Origin of the sequence: Lacicoccus qingdaonensis (genome assembly GCF_900101075.1) — a bacterium.
Taxonomy (GTDB): domain Bacteria; phylum Bacillota; class Bacilli; order Staphylococcales; family Salinicoccaceae; genus Lacicoccus; species Lacicoccus qingdaonensis.
This window is the reverse complement of sequence record NZ_FNFY01000003.1, coordinates 115,369-129,978: the sequence shown is the minus strand read 5'-3', so window position 1 is coordinate 129,978 and position 14,610 is coordinate 115,369. Positions and strand designations below refer to the sequence as shown.

Genomic DNA, 14,610 nt, shown 5'->3' with positions numbered 1-14,610 from the left:
CCCGGTTCACATCCTTACTAAAAATAACATCACACCGAAAAGTATGATGATTACGATCGCTGACGTATCCTTCAGCCCCCACTTCAGTTCACGGTAGCTCGTTCTGCCTTCCTCACCTTTATAGCCCCGCACTTCCATGGCGACGGCCATTTCCTCCGCCCTTTTAAATGCGGAGATGAACAGCGGAATAAAAATCGGGATCAGTGCATTGACCCTCGATTTCAGCTTCCCTGTCATAAATGTGGACCCCCTGGCACTCTGCGCCTTTATGATCTTCTCCGTTTCATCCATCAGCGTCGGTATGAACCTCAGGCTGATTGAGATCATCATCGCAAGTTCGTGCATCGGCACTTTGATCTTCTTAAGCGGTGCACCAAGGTTTTCAATGGCGTCTGTAAGTTCTATGGGACTCGTTGTCAGGGTCAGAATCGTTGTGATGATCAACAGCATTACAAGACGGATCGTAATGTATATACCGGTTATGACCCCTTCAGAGTCTATTTGAATAAAACCCCACTCGAACAGTGTCGTACCGCCTCTTGTGAAGAATATATGCAGAAGAAACGTGAATATCAGAATGAAAAACAGCAACTTCAATCCATTGAATAAAAAGAATATGTTGATCTGTGCAATCTTGATCACTGAGAGCATGAACAATATAAGCAGTAAATAGCCCAGCCAGTGGTTTGCAAAAAATACGATGACCATGAAGAACAGTACTGAAATTATTTTTGCTCTGGGGTCCATCTGATGGATGAAACTGTTCCCGGGTATATAACGTCCAAGCAGCATATTACTAAGCACGTTCATCCCTCCATTTCTTGTAGAGGGTGATGAATTCATCAGTATTGCGCGGCATCCTGTTGAGCGCCACGCCTTTTTTGCTGACATCATGAGCCAGTCTCACAATGTCCGGAATCTCAAGATAATGGTCGGTCAGCAGTTTTTCGTCGGTTAAAATATCCAGTGTCCTGCCTTCTTTGATCAATTTTCCAGACCCGAGCAATTTCACTTCATCCGTATATTCGAAGACATCATTCATATCATGGGTGACGAGTATGATGGTGATATTGAATTCCTGCTGGATTTCCTTGAACAGCTTCATAGTCTCGATATGACTTTTCGGGTCAAGCCCCGCTGTCGGTTCATCCACGATCAGCACTTCAGGCTCCATCGCAAGTATGCCTGCAATGGCAATTTTACGCATCTGCCCGCCGGACAGATCGAAAGGTGACCTTCCGATCTGGTCAAGCGGTACGCCGAGCAATGATAAATATTTTTCGGCTCTTTCTTTTGCTTCTTCCTGAGACAGTCCCATATTGAGCGGTCCAAACATCACATCTTTCAAGATCGTTTCATCAAACAACTGGTGTTCTGGAAATTGGAATACCATGCCTACATGTTTTTTCACCTGATGGATCACTTTCTGCTTCGTTTTTTTCTTCAGCACCAGGTCGCCGACCCGGACATTGCCTCTCGTCGGCAGGATCAGTCCGTTCAAGTGCTGGATCAAAGTAGATTTACCGCTGCCGGTGCGTCCGATAACTGCATAGTACTTTCCCTGTTCGAATGTCGTTGTCAGCTCATCCAATGCGATATGTTCAAAGGGCGTCCTATGGTGATAAATGCTGGTCAGTGCACTCACTTCAATATTCATAGTTTTTCCACCAACTCACCGTGTGTAACATATTCACCCTTTAGAAGCGCACGGGATATCTGCATTTGGTAGGGAAGTACAAGTCTGCTTTTGATCAATGTATCGGTATCACTGAAAATATGTTCAATCGATCCCCGATTCAATACTTCCCCGTCTTTCATAATGACGGCATAATCACTTTTTTCGATCTCACTCAAATCATGGGTGATGTATATCAATGTTGTTTGCCTCTCACGGTGGATGTCTTCCAGAATATTCAATATATCTTTACGGCCTTCCGGGTCAAGCATCGAGGTCGCCTCATCCAGTATCAGAACATCAGGTGCCATCGCAAGCGCCCCTGCGATAGCCACACGCTGCTTCTGTCCGCCCGACAGCCTGGCCGGAGCATGCCTTCTGTATGAAAGCATGTTGACGGCAGTCAGCGCGGCCTCGGTCTTTTCAACCATCTCCTCTCTCGCCACCCCCTGGTTTTCAAGGCCGAAAGCGACATCATCTTCGACAGTCGCTCCGACAAACTGGTTGTCCGGATTTTGGAATACTATGGCAAATTTCTCGCGGTAATTGGCGATATTTTCCTTGGTCAGCTTATTACCGTTGATGAGTATTTCACCTTCATAATCTTCCAGAATACCCATCATTATTTTAACGAGCGTACTCTTCCCCGAGCCGTTGTGTCCGATGATTGAGACCCAGTCTCCGGATTTAAATGATAGAGAGACGTTATCAAGCACCTTAGCGGCATCTACCTGATACTGATATGTTAAGTTGTTAATTTCTATCATCTTCTCCACCACCATTATTATGTAAAAAAGCGCGTACCCTGCATAAGAGCCGCGCGTTTATTCATTATAGCCTGCAGGATACGTAGAGCTAAACAAAAAGAATCTTGTCCTTTTTATTTTAACACTCACTCTGCTTTTAATTATTCAGCATCTTCTGAAGTTGCAACTGCACCTTCAACGAATTCGATGATAACAAGCTCAGCACCGTCACCACGACGTTCGCCTAATTTTTTAATGCTTGTATATCCACCTTGACGATCTTCAAAACGTGGAGCAATATCATTAAATAATTTTTGAAGTGCATCTTGAGTTGTGCCATCTTCATTAAGAATTTCAACGTTGCGCACTGTTTGACCTGCACGACGTCTCGCAGCGATGTCGCCACGCTTACCAAGCGTTACAAGTTTATCTGCGATACTGCGCAGTTCCTTTGCACGCTGTTCAGTTGTAGTAATGCGTTCACTCACAATCAATGAAGTTGCAAGGTCACGTAACATTGCTTTTCTCTGGCTTGAAGTACGGCCTAATTTTCTGTAGCCCATGTGAAATAACCTCCTTTATCAGTCTTCTTTGCGGAGTCCCAGTCCGAGGTCTTCCAATTTGAACTTAACCTCTTCCAGAGACTTGCGTCCTAAGTTTCTGACTTTCATCATGTCCGCCTCTGACTTGTCAGTAAGCTCCTGAACTGAATTGATTCCGGCACGCTTCAAGCAGTTATATGAACGTACGGATAAATCTAATTCTTCAATAGACATTTCAAGTACTTTTTCTTTCTGGTCTTCTTCTTTTTCAATCATGATTTCAACATTTTGAGCTTCGTCAGTCAAGCCGACAAAAATATTCAAATGCTCAGTCATAATTTTAGCGGATAGTGAAACGCCTTCTTGCGGTGTAATCGAACCGTCAGTCCACACATCAAGTGTCAATTTATCAAAGTTTGTCATCTGACCGACACGTGTGTTCTCAACAGTATAGTTGACTCTCTCAATTGGAGTATAAATGGAGTCGACTGGAATAACACCGATGGATAGTTCACTCTTATTGTCATCGGACAATGTATATCCACGGCCGCGATTTGCGATCATTCTCATCCTGAACACACCGCCGCTGCTTACAGTTGCGATTTTAAGATCAGGGTTCAAAATTTCAACATCACTGTCATGAGTGATATCTGAAGCTTTTACTTCACCTTCACCTGAAACATCGATTTCCAAAGTTTTTTCCTCTTCAGAATAAATTTTAAGTGCAAGGTGTTTAATGTTGGTGATAATCGTAGTGACATCCTCGACCACATTATCAACCGTTGAGAATTCATGAAGTACATTTTCTATTTCTATCGTTTTTACAGCCGCACCTGGTAAAGATGACAATAGTATGCGACGTAAGGAGTTTCCAAGAGTTGTTCCATAGCCTCTTTCCAAAGGTTCAACAACAAACTTACCAAACTTAGAATCTTCCGATATTTCCACTGTTTCAATTCTAGGTTTTTCGATTTCTATCATTAGTTACTTTTCCTCCCTTTAAACGCCGAAAATATTATGCAACCATGTGTTCTATTATATATGATTTGATGTCACAAATTAAGCCTTACACACGGCGACGTTTAGGTGGACGGCAACCATTGTGAGGTACAGGCGTAACATCTTTAATTGCTGTGATTTCCAAACCTGCTGACTGTAATGCACGAATAGCTGCTTCACGGCCGGCACCAGGACCTTTAACTGTAACTTCCACTGTTTTAAGGCCATGTTCCATTGCTGCTTTAGAAGCTGTTTCTGAAGCCATCTGAGCTGCGAATGGTGTTGATTTTTTAGAACCTTTAAATCCTAGAGCGCCTGCTGATGACCATGATAAAGCATTACCAAATTCATCAGTGATCGTTACGATCGTGTTATTGAATGTTGAGCGGATGTGCGCAACGCCCGCCTCTATATGCTTTTTCACCTTACGCTTACGACTTTGTTGTCTACGAGCCATCATTACTCCTCCTTTACTTTAAATTATTTTCTCTTGTTTGCTACTGTTTTTACCGGGCCTTTACGAGTACGGGCATTATTTTTTGTCTTCTGTCCGCGTACCGGTAGACCGCGACGGTGACGAATACCTTTGTATGAAGCAATTTCCATCAGACGTTTAACGTCCAGGTTTTGCTCACGGCGAAGGTCACCTTCCACTTTATAACTGTCGATAACTTCACGAATTTTGTTCAGTTCTTCTTCAGTCAGGTCTTTAACACGTGTTTGATCAGAAACGCCGGCTTTAGCGACGATTTCTTCTGCTCTTGTGTTACCAATTCCGTAAATATAAGTTAAAGAAATAACGACACGTTTATCACGTGGTACGTCAACTCCTGCTATACGAGCCATAGTTTTACACCTCCGTTTTTATTATCCTTGCTTCTGTTTATGCTTAGGGTTTTCACAGATTACCATAACTTTACCTTTTCTGCGAATAACTTTACATTTTTCACAGATGGGTTTTACTGATGGTCTTACTTTCACGAGTATTACCTCCTTAAAATGTGGAGTCCATTATTTGAAACGATAAGTGATTCTGCCACGTGTTAAATCATACGGTGACATTTCAATTGTAACTTTATCGCCAGGAAGAATACGTATATAGTTCATACGGATTTTACCTGAGACATGTGCTAAAATCTCATGTCCATTCTCTAGTTCAACTTTGAACATTGCATTCGGTAAAGTATCAAGTACTGTACCTTCAAGTTCTATTACATCCTGTTTACTCACTTCAATTCCCCCTTTACAGTTTCATATTTCTGTCGAAATATACTTCAGGTGAAGATCGCATTCACTTAACGTCAAATAAATATTGAACTCATATATTTTTATAATAAGTTACGTAATATTCACCTTAAAGTACTGTTTAGAGGTGAACATTTATAAGTTTTGTAAAATGTCATCAATCTCAACAAATACATCATCGATGTCTTTAGAGCCGTCCACATTGACAAGAACACCCTGTTCTTTATAAAAATCAAGCAGAGGCTTTGTTTGTTTTAAATTTACTTCCAGACGATTTGCAACAGTTTCCGGGTTATCGTCTTCACGCTGGTACAGCTTTCCACCGTCGAGATCGCATACGCCACCTTGCTTAGGCGGATTGAAGACCAGATGGTATGCAGTTCCACATACTTCACAAATACGTCTTCCTGTCAGACGGTTCATAAGTTCCTCTTCATCAACATCGACATTGATTGTACGGTCGATTTGAGTCCCAAACTCATCCATTATATCATTCAAGGCTTCAGCCTGCTCAACAGTACGAGGGAATCCATCCAATAAAAAGCCTTCTTTAGCATCACTCTGTGACAGACGCTCTTTAACGATTCCTATAGTGACTGAGTCAGGTACAAGTTCACCTTTGTCCATATATGACTTGGCTTCTTTTCCAAGCTCTGTTTCATTTTTAATAGCCAGTCGGAACATATCACCAGTAGAAATATGAGGAATCGGGTATTTCTTGATAATCTTTGAGGCCTGTGTTCCTTTACCTGCACCAGGCAGCCCCATCAATATAATATTCATCCACTTAATCCTCCTACCTGCGCTTTCTAAAGCCGCGGTATTCTCTTTGGTTTGCTTGTGTTTCTAATTGTTTCACTGTTTCTAATGAGACACCGATTACGATCAGTAAACTTGTACCACCGACCTGGATAGCTGGAGGCAAGTTTAGCAGATTAGTCACAATTAAAGGTATGATTGCAATTACTGCCAGGAATAATGAACCGACAAAGACAAGTCTGTATAGTACGTTTGTAATATAGTTCTCTGTGGTTTTACCCGGTCTGATACCAGGTACATAACTTCCTTGTTTCTTCAGATTGTCAGCCACCTTTTCAGGATTGACCTGGACAAATGAGTAGAAATACGTGAAGCCGATGATGATAAGCATATAGAATATCATGCCCACATAGTTCGTCGGATCAGAGAATCGTGCAATCGTCTGCGCCCAGTCAGCGTCGGGAAAGAACAATGTCAACGTTTGCGGCATCATGAAGAATGCCATTGCAAAGATGACCGGAATAACACCTGCAGGGTTGACTTTTAATGGTAAAAAAGTCGACTGCGGTGCAAGTTGTGATGTCGTTCTTTGACGTTTCGCATACTGGATCGGGATTTTACGAACTGCCTGCAGTACGAATACAGCAAATGCAGTTAATAATAATAAGAATATTATTAAGCCGGCCAATTCCAAAATCGCCAATGTAGTGTCCTGTGAACCAGTAAATCTCTGTTGATATAACTGGATTAAAGCACTTGGTAACACAGAGAGGATCCCTGCAAAGATAATGATTGAAATACCATTACCTACACCATGTTCAGTAATCAGTTCACCAAGCCACATTAAGAATGCAGTCCCTGTAGTCAAAACAATCGCGATCAATAAATATGAACCAATATTATTATCATTAATCAGCATTCCATTAAACATCTGGTTGAATGCATAACTCATTCCAATAGACTGGATAAATGCCAGTACAATTGTGAAATAACGAGTAAACTGAGCAAGTTTGCGCCTTCCGACTTCACCTTGTCTCGCCCACTCTGAAAACTTTGGAACAACATCCATTTGTAATAACTGAACGACGATTGATGCAGTAATGTAAGGCATTATTCCCATCGCAAGGATGGAGAAGTTCATCAATGCCCCACCACCGAAAGTATTCATAAGATCAAGTACGCCCTGCTGGCCCTGATTCATATCGAATACACCTGGATCTACACCAGGTACAGGAATGTAAGTCCCTATTTTAAATATGACTAACATTATCAGGGTAAAGAAAATCTTATTTCGAATTTCCTTTATCCTAAAAAAATTGGTGATTGTGCCAATCATTAGATCACCTCATATTTTCCGCCCTGTTCCTCAATTGCTTTAGCAGCTGAACCAGAAAACTTATGAGCTTTAATTGTTAATTTCTTTTCTAGCGTACCATTTCCAAGCACTTTAATACCAGATTTTTCAGCCTTAACAATACCATTTTCCAATAACAGCTCTGGAGTAACTTCTGTTCCATCTTCAAAACGGTTTAAATCACTTAAGTTAACAATCGCAAAGTCCTTGCGGTTAATATTTGTGAAACCGCGTTTTGGAATACGACGGAATAATGGAAGTTGTCCACCTTCGAACGTTAAACCTACGCCGCCGCCTGAGCGGGAGTTTTGACCATCATGTCCGCGTCCGGCAGTTTTACCTCTACCTGAAGACATACCTCTACCAACACGGTGACGTTTATTACGCGCGCCTTCTACAGGTTTCAATTCGTGTAATTTCATCTTCGCACCTCCTATATCATAATATCATTATTTTTCGTCTACTGTAACTAGGTGGCTGACTTTTTCAACCTGTCCTCTGATCTGAGGAGTGTCCTCATGTTCAACTGTCTGGTTGATTTTTCTCAAACCCAGTGAAGCTACAGTTTTCTTCTGAGTTTCCGGTTTCCCAATAATACTTTTTTTGAGGGTAATTTTAATCTTTGCCATTTATATTGTCCCTCCTTAATTTATAATCTCTTCTACTGTTTTACCACGCAGTTTTGCTACTTCTTCAGCATTCTTAAGTTCAGAGATACCTGCCAATGTCGCACGAACTACGTTGATCGGTGTGTTTGCACCAAGTGATTTACTGAGGATATCTGTAATACCCGCAAGCTCAAGCACCGCACGAACCGGTCCACCTGCAATAACACCTGTACCAGGAGCAGCTGGTTTCATGAACACTTGTCCTGAACTGAATCTGCCGATTATTTCGTGTGGAATAGTACCATCTACCATAGGTACTTCGATTAAATCTTTCTTAGCAGCTTCTACTGCTTTCTTGATTGCTTCAGGAACTTCCTGTGCTTTACCAGTACCGAAGCCGACACGTCCTTTTCTGTCCCCAACAATAACCAGTGCTGAGAAACGGAAGCGACGTCCACCTTTTACTACTTTAGCAATACGGTTTATAGTAACCACTCGTTCTTCGAATTCTTTTACTTTATCATCTCTGCGAGCCATTTATGCTTTCCCTCCTTTGATTAGAATTGTAGGCCATTTTCACGTGCTGCATCAGCCAGTGCTTTAACGCGTCCGTGATACAAATAACCGCCACGATCAAATATTACATTTTCAATGCCTTTATCTACTGCACGTTTTGCAACCAGTGCGCCGACTTCTGAAGCTGCATCTTTATTCGAACCGCTGTCCAGTTTAAAGTCAGGGTCTTGAGATGATGCACTGACCAAAGTCGTTTGACTGCTGTCATCAATAACTTGTGCGTAAATGTGTTTGTTTGAGCGGAATACGTTCAAACGTGGTTTTTCAGCAGTACCGCTTAAGACGTTGCGTATACGCTGATGTCTCTTTAGACGCACTTTGTTTTTATCTACTTTAGAGATCATTGATGTTCACTCCTCACTTGTTTAATTATTTACCAGTTTTACCTTCTTTTTGACGAACCATTTCGCCAGCGTAGCGAATACCTTTACCTTTGTACGGTTCCGGCGGTCTTACAGCACGGATTTTTGAAGCCAATGCTCCAACGTATTCTTTGTTGATACCTTCTACTTTGACTTTAGTGTTTCCATCAACTGAGATAGTTAATTCGTCAGAAGGTTCAAATTCAACCGGGTGAGAAAGTCCAACGCTCAATACCAGTTTTTTACCTTGCATTTGAGCACGGTAACCAACACCCACAAGTTCCAGGTCTTTACTGAAACCGTCAGAAACACCGACAACCATGTTATTGATTAAAGAACGAGTTGTTCCGTGTACTGTGCGGTGTTCTTTAGAATCACTTGGACGTACAACTTCAAGTGTATTTTCTTCTTGTTTAAATGTCATCTCTTCATTAAAAGTGTTTACCAGTTCACCTTTAGGTCCTTTAACAGTAACTGTTGAACCGTCAATATCAACTGTTACTCCACTTGGAATATCAATGACGCGTTTACCAACACGACTCATATCGATTACACCTCCTAAATTATATTACCAAACGTATGCGAGTACTTCCCCGCCGATATTTCTTTTACGTGCTTCTTTATCTGTAAGTACGCCTTCTGATGTTGAGATCAGTGCAACACCCAAGCCGTTTAGAACTTTTGGAAGCTCTTCTCTTTGAGCATAAACTCTAAGCCCTGGTTTAGAAATACGTTTTAAGCCTGTAATAACTCTTTCGTTATTACCTCCGTATTTCATGAACATACGAATAACACCTTGTTTATCATCTTCGATGTATTCAACATTTTTAACGAATCCTTCTAATTTCAGGATATCGGCAATTTCTTTTTTAATATTTGATGCAGGGATTTCTAATGATTCATGTCTGACGATGTTCGCATTTCTGATGCGTGTCAGCATATCTGCAATTGGATCTGAAACTGTCATTTAAATTTGCCTCCTTTCAATTTATGGCGATTACCAGCTTGCTTTTTTCACGCCAGGTATCTGGCCTTTGTAAGCAAGTTCACGGAAACATATACGGCATAGTCTGAATTGACGAATTACTGAATGTGGGCGTCCACATCTTTCACAACGAGTATATTCTCTTACTTTAAACTTTTGTTTCTTTTGCTGTTTAGCAATCATTGATTTTTTAGCCACATTTTCGCCTCCTTAATAGCTTACTTTTGGAATGGCATACCGAACTGAGTTAATAGTTCTCTTGCCTCTTCATCTGTGTTTGCTGTTGTAACGATTACAATGTCCATACCTCTTACTTTTGAAACTTTATCGTAGTCAATTTCAGGGAAGATCAGTTGTTCTTTAACACCAAGTGTGTAGTTACCTCGACCATCAAATGCTTTTTTGGAAACACCTCTGAAGTCTCTTACACGCGGCAGTGAAACTGAGATGAGTTTGTCTAAAAATTCATACATTCTTTCACCGCGCAGTGTCACTTTCGCACCGATAGGCATACCTTCACGGAGTCTGAATGTTGCAATTGATTTCTTAGCTTTTGTAATCAAAGGTTTCTGTCCTGTGATTGCCTGCAGTTCTTCTACTGCTGTGTCAAGCACTTTAGAGTTCTGCACTGCATCGCCAACACCCATGTTAACAATGATTTTTTCTATTTTAGGTACTTCCATTACAGAAGAATAGTTAAATTTATTTACAAGTTCTGTTTTAATTGATTCATTGAATCTTTCTTTTAAACGAGCCACTTAAAGTCCTCCTTTCACTTATACTGATTAATTGTTTTCAACTACTGGAATTTCTTTTCCAGATTTTGCAGCTACCCGGACTTTCGTTCCGTCCTCTTTGACTTCATAACGAACACGAGTACGTTCACCTGATTCAGGATCAACGTGCATTACGTTTGATACATGAATCGCTGCTTCAGTTTCTAAAATTCCACCTTCAGGATTCATCTGTGAAGGTTTTTGGTGTTTCTTAACGATATTGACGCCTTCAACTACAACTCTTTCTTTTGCAGGGATGGCTTTAAGGATTGTTCCTTCTTTACCTTTATCTTTACCGCTAATAACAACGACTTTATCACCAGTTCTTACGTGCATGAAAATCGCACCTCCTTATATAAATTGGGATTATAATACTTCTGGTGCAAGTGAAATAATTTTCATGAAGTTACCTTCGCGTAATTCACGGGCAACCGGACCGAAGATACGAGTACCTCTTGGACCTTTATCATCACGAATAATAACACATGCATTTTCATCAAATTTGATGTATGAACCATCTTCACGGCGAGCGCCGGTCTTAGTTCTGACGATGACAGCTTTTACAACTTCACCTTTTTTAACAACGCCGCCAGGCGTTGCATTTTTAACTGTTGCAACGATGACATCACCGATATTCGCAGTTTTACGTCCAGTACCACCCAATACTTTGATTGTTAATACTTCACGCGCACCTGAGTTATCTGCAACTTTCAAGCGGGATTCCTGTTGGATCATGCGAATGGACCTCCTTTATCTTCGATAGTTTAAATAATTACTGACTCTTCTACAATTTCTACTAAACGGAATCGTTTAGTCGCTGATAACGGACGCGTTTCTTCAATACGTACCACGTCGCCCATTTTTGCACTATTTTGTTCATCGTGCGTTTTATATTTTTTAGAATATTTAACACGTTTGTTGATGATAGGGTGTCTTTTGTAAGTTTCTACAAGTACCGTGATTGTTTTATCCATTTTGTCGGATACTACGCGGCCCTGGTAAACTTTACGATCGTTTTTCTCTCCCACTATATAACCCTCCTATATTATTGATTAGCCTTAGCTTCTTCTAGCTCTCTCTCGCGAATTGTTGTTTTCATTCTAGCGATTGTTTTTCTGACCGTTTTGATACGAGCAGTGTTTTCTAGCTGACCAGTAGCTAGCTGAAAGCGTAGGTTGAATAGTTCTTCTTTCAATTCCTTAACGTTATCTTCGATTTCTGACGTTGTTAAATCACGGATTTCATTAGCTTTCATTCGTATCACCACCTAATTCTTCACGTCTAACGATTTTAGTTTTTACCGGAAGTTTGTGGCTTGCAAGACGAAGTGCTTCTTTAGCAACATCTTCTTCGACACCAGAAACTTCGAACATGATTCTTCCAGGTTTTACAACTGCAATCCATCCTTCAACTGCACCTTTACCTGAACCCATACGTACTTCTAATGGCTTTTTTGTATATGGCGTGTGTGGGAAAATATTAATCCATACTTTACCGCCACGCTTCATGAAACGTGTCATTGCAATACGTGCTGCTTCGATCTGTCTTGAAGTGATCCATGCAGTAGTCGTTGCCTGCAGACCGTATTCACCAAATGATACTTGATTACCGCCTTTTGACAGTCCTTTTGTATTCGGACGGTGTTGACGACGGTACTTTACTCTTTTAGGTAATAACATAATCAATTTCCTCCTTTACTTGTTATCTTTTTTTGCAGGAAGAACTTCTCCACGGTAGATCCATACTTTGACACCTAATTTACCATAAGTCGTGTCAGCTTCCTCATGCGCATAGTCAATGTCTGCACGTAGTGTATGAAGTGGAACTGTTCCTTCGCTGTAGCCTTCTGCACGAGCGATATCTGCGCCGCCCAAACGTCCGGATACTTGCGTTTTGATACCTTTTGCTCCAGCTTTAAGCGCTCTTCCAAGTGCTTGTTTTTGAGCTCTACGGAATGATACCCGGTTTTCTAGTTGACGAGCAATGCTTTCCGCAACTAATTTAGCATCCATGTCGATTTTCTTAACTTCAACAACGTTGATATGAACTCTCTTGCCGGTTAATTTGTTCAAAGCAGTACGTAATTTATCAATCTCGCTACCACCTTTACCAATAACCATACCTGGTTTACCAGTATGAACAGCAATATTAACTCGGTTTGCCGCACGTTCGATTTCAACTTTAGAAATAGATGCATCTTTAAGATTTGTCTCGATATATTCACGTACTTTCAAGTCTTCATGCAATAGCTCGGCGAAGTCTTTATCTGCATACCATTTTGCTTCCCAATCACGGATGACACCTGTACGAAGACCAATTGGATTAATCTTTTGACCCAAATTAATTCCCTCCTTAATTTTTAAGCTTTTTCTTCTACTTTTTCGTTTTCTTCTGTTTCTACAGCCGTATCTTCTTCAATTGATGCAGGTTCTGCAACAATGATTGTTACGTGGCTGGTACGTTTGTTGATTCTTGTCGCACGACCTTGAGCACGTGGACGGAAACGTTTTAGAGTTGGGCCTTCATCTGCGAATGCCTCTGATACGATCAGATGATCAACATCCATGTCATAGTTATGTTCTGCGTTCGCTACTGCTGATTTGATTAACTTTTCAACAACAGGCGAAGCTCTTTTATTTGTAAGCTGTAGGATAGACATTGCTTCTCCGACTTCTTTTCCGCGGATTAAATCCAAAACAAGTCTCACTTTACGTGGAGCAATTCTAACTGTTTTAGCAACTGCTTTCGCTTGCATGTTCCGTTCCTCCTTTATAACAGGTTATTTCTTATCTTTTTGTTCTCTTGTCGTCGTCGCCGTGGCCTTTGAAAGTTCTTGTTGGAGCAAACTCTCCAAGTTTATGCCCGACCATGTCTTCTGTAACGTAGACCGGTACGTGTTTGCGGCCGTCATAGACTGCAATTGTGTGCCCGATAAAGTTAGGGAAGATCGTTGAACGGCGTGACCATGTTTTTATAACACTTTTTTTATTAGTTTCATTTAAGTTTTCAACCTTTTTCATCAAATGACCATCGACGAAAGGTCCTTTTTTAAGACTGCGAGCCATTAGGAAGCCTCCTTCATCAAAATTGTGTGCGGAGTATGAGTCCGCACAGCTTTATTTTATTTATTTCTTACGTTTTCTGACAATCATCTTGTTAGAACGGTTTTTACCTCTGCGTGTCTTCTTGCCAAGAGTAGGTTTACCCCATGGTGATAATGGCGACGGCATACCGATTGGCGTACGTCCTTCACCACCACCGTGTGGGTGGTCGTTAGGGTTCATAACAGAACCGCGAACTGTAGGGCGCTGACCTTTCCATCTGGAACGGCCTGCCTTACCAACGTTGATCAGCTCATGCTGTTCATTGCCGACAGCACCGATTGTTGCACGGCAAGTCGCAAGAATCATTCTCACTTCGCCCGACTTCAGTCTGACTAATACATATTTACCTTCTTTACCAAGTACCTGTGCACGTGCACCTGCTGAACGTACCAGCTGGCCGCCCCGGCCCGGTTTCAACTCGATATTATGAATCATGGTACCTACCGGGATGTCCTGCAGTGCCATAGCGTTACCGGACTTGATGTCAGCTTCCGGCCCGCTCATGATTTCTGTACCTACAGTAATTCCTTTTGGTGCCAGAATGTAGCTCTTTTCTCCGTCTGCATATTGAACCAGTGCAATATTTGCTGAACGGTTTGGATCATACTCAATCGTAGCAATCTTTCCAGGTACGCCGTCTTTAATACGTTTGAAATCAATTACTCTGTATTGACGTTTATGTCCGCCGCCTTTATGGCGTACAGTCATTCTACCCTGGTTGTTACGACCCGCTTTTCTCGGAAGCGGCTGTAATAATGACCGTTCCGGAGTTGTTGACGTGATTTCAGCATAGTCCGAACCAGTCATATTACGACGAGCATTCGTGGTTGGCTTATAATGTTTTATTGCCATCTCGTTTTACCTCCTTAATGGTATGGC

The 14,610-nt window shown here is 41.5% G+C and carries 28 protein-coding genes; all 28 read right to left on the bottom strand.

Translation table 11 applies throughout. The annotated features are described in order from the left end of the window. Positions 1-6: 6 nt before the first annotated feature. A complete protein-coding gene (locus tag BLR15_RS03130; protein WP_092984595.1) occupies positions 7-804 on the bottom strand; it encodes an energy-coupling factor transporter transmembrane component T family protein in 798 nt (265 codons plus the stop codon). Beyond that, positions 797-1,657 (bottom strand): energy-coupling factor transporter ATPase, encoded by an 861-nt coding sequence (locus tag BLR15_RS03125; RefSeq protein ID WP_092984593.1) that lies wholly within the window; start codon positions 1,655-1,657, stop codon positions 797-799. The genes BLR15_RS03130 and BLR15_RS03125 overlap by 8 nt, the downstream gene beginning before the upstream one ends. After that, complete coding sequence (locus tag BLR15_RS03120) at positions 1,654-2,442, bottom strand: energy-coupling factor transporter ATPase (protein WP_092984591.1); 789 nt, start codon at positions 2,440-2,442, stop codon at positions 1,654-1,656. The genes BLR15_RS03125 and BLR15_RS03120 overlap by 4 nt, the downstream gene beginning before the upstream one ends. A 140-nt stretch (positions 2,443-2,582) precedes the next feature. Further along, on the bottom strand, positions 2,583-2,984 hold the full coding sequence (gene rplQ, locus BLR15_RS03115; RefSeq protein WP_092984589.1) for a 50S ribosomal protein L17: 402 nt from the start codon (positions 2,982-2,984) through the stop codon (positions 2,583-2,585). Positions 2,985-3,002: 18 nt separating this feature from the next. Continuing rightward, positions 3,003-3,944 carry a DNA-directed RNA polymerase subunit alpha gene (locus BLR15_RS03110; RefSeq protein ID WP_092984587.1) on the bottom strand — a complete coding sequence of 314 codons (942 nt, stop codon included), beginning with the start codon at positions 3,942-3,944 and terminating at the stop codon, positions 3,003-3,005. A gap of 85 nt (positions 3,945-4,029) precedes the next feature. After that, a complete protein-coding gene (gene rpsK / locus BLR15_RS03105) occupies positions 4,030-4,419 on the bottom strand; it encodes a 30S ribosomal protein S11 (RefSeq protein WP_092984585.1) in 390 nt (129 codons plus the stop codon). A 23-nt stretch (positions 4,420-4,442) separates the two neighbouring features. Continuing rightward, complete coding sequence (gene rpsM / locus BLR15_RS03100) at positions 4,443-4,808, bottom strand: 30S ribosomal protein S13 (protein ID WP_092984583.1); 366 nt, start codon at positions 4,806-4,808, stop codon at positions 4,443-4,445. Between the two features lie 21 nt (positions 4,809-4,829). Further along, positions 4,830-4,943 (bottom strand): 50S ribosomal protein L36, encoded by a 114-nt coding sequence (gene rpmJ / locus BLR15_RS03095; protein WP_003156543.1) that lies wholly within the window; start codon positions 4,941-4,943, stop codon positions 4,830-4,832. Positions 4,944-4,973: 30 nt separating this feature from the next. Beyond that, entirely contained in the window at positions 4,974-5,192 is a 219-nt protein-coding gene (infA, locus tag BLR15_RS03090; RefSeq protein ID WP_052255496.1) for a translation initiation factor IF-1, read from the bottom strand. Between the two features lie 150 nt (positions 5,193-5,342). Further along, positions 5,343-5,990 carry an adenylate kinase gene (locus BLR15_RS03085; protein WP_092984581.1) on the bottom strand — a complete coding sequence of 216 codons (648 nt, stop codon included), beginning with the start codon at positions 5,988-5,990 and terminating at the stop codon, positions 5,343-5,345. Positions 5,991-6,003: 13 nt separating this feature from the next. Then, positions 6,004-7,302 carry a preprotein translocase subunit SecY gene (gene secY / locus BLR15_RS03080; RefSeq protein WP_092984579.1) on the bottom strand — a complete coding sequence of 433 codons (1,299 nt, stop codon included), beginning with the start codon at positions 7,300-7,302 and terminating at the stop codon, positions 6,004-6,006. Further along, complete coding sequence (rplO, locus tag BLR15_RS03075; protein WP_092984577.1) at positions 7,302-7,742, bottom strand: 50S ribosomal protein L15; 441 nt, start codon at positions 7,740-7,742, stop codon at positions 7,302-7,304. Before rplO ends, secY begins: the two co-directional genes overlap by 1 nt. A 27-nt stretch (positions 7,743-7,769) precedes the next feature. Then, positions 7,770-7,949 carry a 50S ribosomal protein L30 gene (rpmD, locus tag BLR15_RS03070; RefSeq protein WP_092984575.1) on the bottom strand — a complete coding sequence of 60 codons (180 nt, stop codon included), beginning with the start codon at positions 7,947-7,949 and terminating at the stop codon, positions 7,770-7,772. A gap of 15 nt (positions 7,950-7,964) precedes the next feature. Beyond that, entirely contained in the window at positions 7,965-8,465 is a 501-nt protein-coding gene (gene rpsE, locus BLR15_RS03065) for a 30S ribosomal protein S5 (protein ID WP_092984573.1), read from the bottom strand. A gap of 20 nt (positions 8,466-8,485) precedes the next feature. Further along, complete coding sequence (gene rplR, locus BLR15_RS03060; RefSeq protein ID WP_092984570.1) at positions 8,486-8,848, bottom strand: 50S ribosomal protein L18; 363 nt, start codon at positions 8,846-8,848, stop codon at positions 8,486-8,488. Positions 8,849-8,873: 25 nt separating this feature from the next. Next, entirely contained in the window at positions 8,874-9,410 is a 537-nt protein-coding gene (rplF, locus tag BLR15_RS03055; RefSeq protein ID WP_092984568.1) for a 50S ribosomal protein L6, read from the bottom strand. 24 nt (positions 9,411-9,434) lie between these two features. Next, positions 9,435-9,833 (bottom strand): 30S ribosomal protein S8, encoded by a 399-nt coding sequence (gene rpsH, locus BLR15_RS03050; protein ID WP_052255488.1) that lies wholly within the window; start codon positions 9,831-9,833, stop codon positions 9,435-9,437. Between the two features lie 30 nt (positions 9,834-9,863). Further along, on the bottom strand, positions 9,864-10,049 hold the full coding sequence (locus tag BLR15_RS03045) for a type Z 30S ribosomal protein S14 (RefSeq protein WP_052255487.1): 186 nt from the start codon (positions 10,047-10,049) through the stop codon (positions 9,864-9,866). A 20-nt stretch (positions 10,050-10,069) separates the two neighbouring features. Continuing rightward, positions 10,070-10,609 (bottom strand): 50S ribosomal protein L5, encoded by a 540-nt coding sequence (gene rplE, locus BLR15_RS03040; protein ID WP_092984566.1) that lies wholly within the window; start codon positions 10,607-10,609, stop codon positions 10,070-10,072. Positions 10,610-10,636: 27 nt separating this feature from the next. Then, positions 10,637-10,963, bottom strand: a complete 327-nt coding sequence (rplX, locus tag BLR15_RS03035; protein ID WP_092984564.1) for a 50S ribosomal protein L24 — start codon at positions 10,961-10,963, stop codon at positions 10,637-10,639. 30 nt (positions 10,964-10,993) lie between these two features. Further along, the gene (rplN, locus tag BLR15_RS03030; protein WP_052255484.1) at positions 10,994-11,362 is read right to left on the bottom strand and encodes a 50S ribosomal protein L14; all 369 of its coding nucleotides are present in this window, start codon (positions 11,360-11,362) and stop codon (positions 10,994-10,996) included. Between the two features lie 29 nt (positions 11,363-11,391). Next, positions 11,392-11,655, bottom strand: coding sequence for a 30S ribosomal protein S17 (gene rpsQ / locus BLR15_RS03025; protein ID WP_092984562.1), 264 nt, complete (start codon positions 11,653-11,655; stop codon positions 11,392-11,394). 17 nt (positions 11,656-11,672) lie between these two features. Next, positions 11,673-11,882 carry a 50S ribosomal protein L29 gene (gene rpmC / locus BLR15_RS03020; RefSeq protein WP_052255482.1) on the bottom strand — a complete coding sequence of 70 codons (210 nt, stop codon included), beginning with the start codon at positions 11,880-11,882 and terminating at the stop codon, positions 11,673-11,675. Beyond that, on the bottom strand, positions 11,872-12,306 hold the full coding sequence (rplP, locus tag BLR15_RS03015; protein ID WP_092984560.1) for a 50S ribosomal protein L16: 435 nt from the start codon (positions 12,304-12,306) through the stop codon (positions 11,872-11,874). Before rplP ends, rpmC begins: the two co-directional genes overlap by 11 nt. 15 nt (positions 12,307-12,321) lie before the next feature. Further along, entirely contained in the window at positions 12,322-12,966 is a 645-nt protein-coding gene (gene rpsC / locus BLR15_RS03010) for a 30S ribosomal protein S3 (RefSeq protein ID WP_092984558.1), read from the bottom strand. A gap of 20 nt (positions 12,967-12,986) precedes the next feature. Next, positions 12,987-13,382 (bottom strand): 50S ribosomal protein L22, encoded by a 396-nt coding sequence (gene rplV, locus BLR15_RS03005; protein ID WP_092984556.1) that lies wholly within the window; start codon positions 13,380-13,382, stop codon positions 12,987-12,989. Positions 13,383-13,413: 31 nt separating this feature from the next. Continuing rightward, positions 13,414-13,692 carry a 30S ribosomal protein S19 gene (gene rpsS / locus BLR15_RS03000; protein WP_092984554.1) on the bottom strand — a complete coding sequence of 93 codons (279 nt, stop codon included), beginning with the start codon at positions 13,690-13,692 and terminating at the stop codon, positions 13,414-13,416. Positions 13,693-13,752: 60 nt separating this feature from the next. Further along, the gene (gene rplB, locus BLR15_RS02995) at positions 13,753-14,583 is read right to left on the bottom strand and encodes a 50S ribosomal protein L2 (protein ID WP_092984552.1); all 831 of its coding nucleotides are present in this window, start codon (positions 14,581-14,583) and stop codon (positions 13,753-13,755) included. Positions 14,584-14,610 lie beyond the last annotated feature (27 nt).

Bases quoted from the DNA above. Each gene is read 5' to 3' on its own strand.
- BLR15_RS03125 (WP_092984593.1), bottom strand. From the start codon at position 1,657: ATGAATATTGAAGTGAGTGCACTGACCAGCATTTATCACCATAGGACG.
- BLR15_RS03120 (WP_092984591.1), bottom strand. From the start codon at position 2,442: ATGATAGAAATTAACAACTTAACATATCAGTATCAGGTAGATGCCGCT.
- rplQ (WP_092984589.1), bottom strand. From the start codon at position 2,984: ATGGGCTACAGAAAATTAGGCCGTACTTCAAGCCAGAGAAAAGCAATG.
- BLR15_RS03110 (WP_092984587.1), bottom strand. From the start codon at position 3,944: ATGATAGAAATCGAAAAACCTAGAATTGAAACAGTGGAAATATCGGAA.
- rpsK (WP_092984585.1), bottom strand. From the start codon at position 4,419: ATGGCTCGTAGACAACAAAGTCGTAAGCGTAAGGTGAAAAAGCATATA.
- rpsM (WP_092984583.1), bottom strand. From the start codon at position 4,808: ATGGCTCGTATAGCAGGAGTTGACGTACCACGTGATAAACGTGTCGTT.
- BLR15_RS03085 (WP_092984581.1), bottom strand. From the start codon at position 5,990: ATGAATATTATATTGATGGGGCTGCCTGGTGCAGGTAAAGGAACACAG.
- secY (WP_092984579.1), bottom strand. From the start codon at position 7,302: ATGATTGGCACAATCACCAATTTTTTTAGGATAAAGGAAATTCGAAAT.
- rplO (WP_092984577.1), bottom strand. From the start codon at position 7,742: ATGAAATTACACGAATTGAAACCTGTAGAAGGCGCGCGTAATAAACGT.
- rpmD (WP_092984575.1), bottom strand. From the start codon at position 7,949: ATGGCAAAGATTAAAATTACCCTCAAAAAAAGTATTATTGGGAAACCG.
- rpsE (WP_092984573.1), bottom strand. From the start codon at position 8,465: ATGGCTCGCAGAGATGATAAAGTAAAAGAATTCGAAGAACGAGTGGTT.
- rplR (WP_092984570.1), bottom strand. From the start codon at position 8,848: ATGATCTCTAAAGTAGATAAAAACAAAGTGCGTCTAAAGAGACATCAG.
- rplF (WP_092984568.1), bottom strand. From the start codon at position 9,410: ATGAGTCGTGTTGGTAAACGCGTCATTGATATTCCAAGTGGAGTAACA.
- rpsH (WP_052255488.1), bottom strand. From the start codon at position 9,833: ATGACAGTTTCAGATCCAATTGCAGATATGCTGACACGCATCAGAAAT.
- rplX (WP_092984564.1), bottom strand. From the start codon at position 10,963: ATGCACGTAAGAACTGGTGATAAAGTCGTTGTTATTAGCGGTAAAGAT.
- rplN (WP_052255484.1), bottom strand. From the start codon at position 11,362: ATGATCCAACAGGAATCCCGCTTGAAAGTTGCAGATAACTCAGGTGCG.
- rpmC (WP_052255482.1), bottom strand. From the start codon at position 11,882: ATGAAAGCTAATGAAATCCGTGATTTAACAACGTCAGAAATCGAAGAT.
- rplP (WP_092984560.1), bottom strand. From the start codon at position 12,306: ATGTTATTACCTAAAAGAGTAAAGTACCGTCGTCAACACCGTCCGAAT.
- rplV (WP_092984556.1), bottom strand. From the start codon at position 13,382: ATGCAAGCGAAAGCAGTTGCTAAAACAGTTAGAATTGCTCCACGTAAA.
- rpsS (WP_092984554.1), bottom strand. From the start codon at position 13,692: ATGGCTCGCAGTCTTAAAAAAGGACCTTTCGTCGATGGTCATTTGATG.
- rplB (WP_092984552.1), bottom strand. From the start codon at position 14,583: ATGGCAATAAAACATTATAAGCCAACCACGAATGCTCGTCGTAATATG.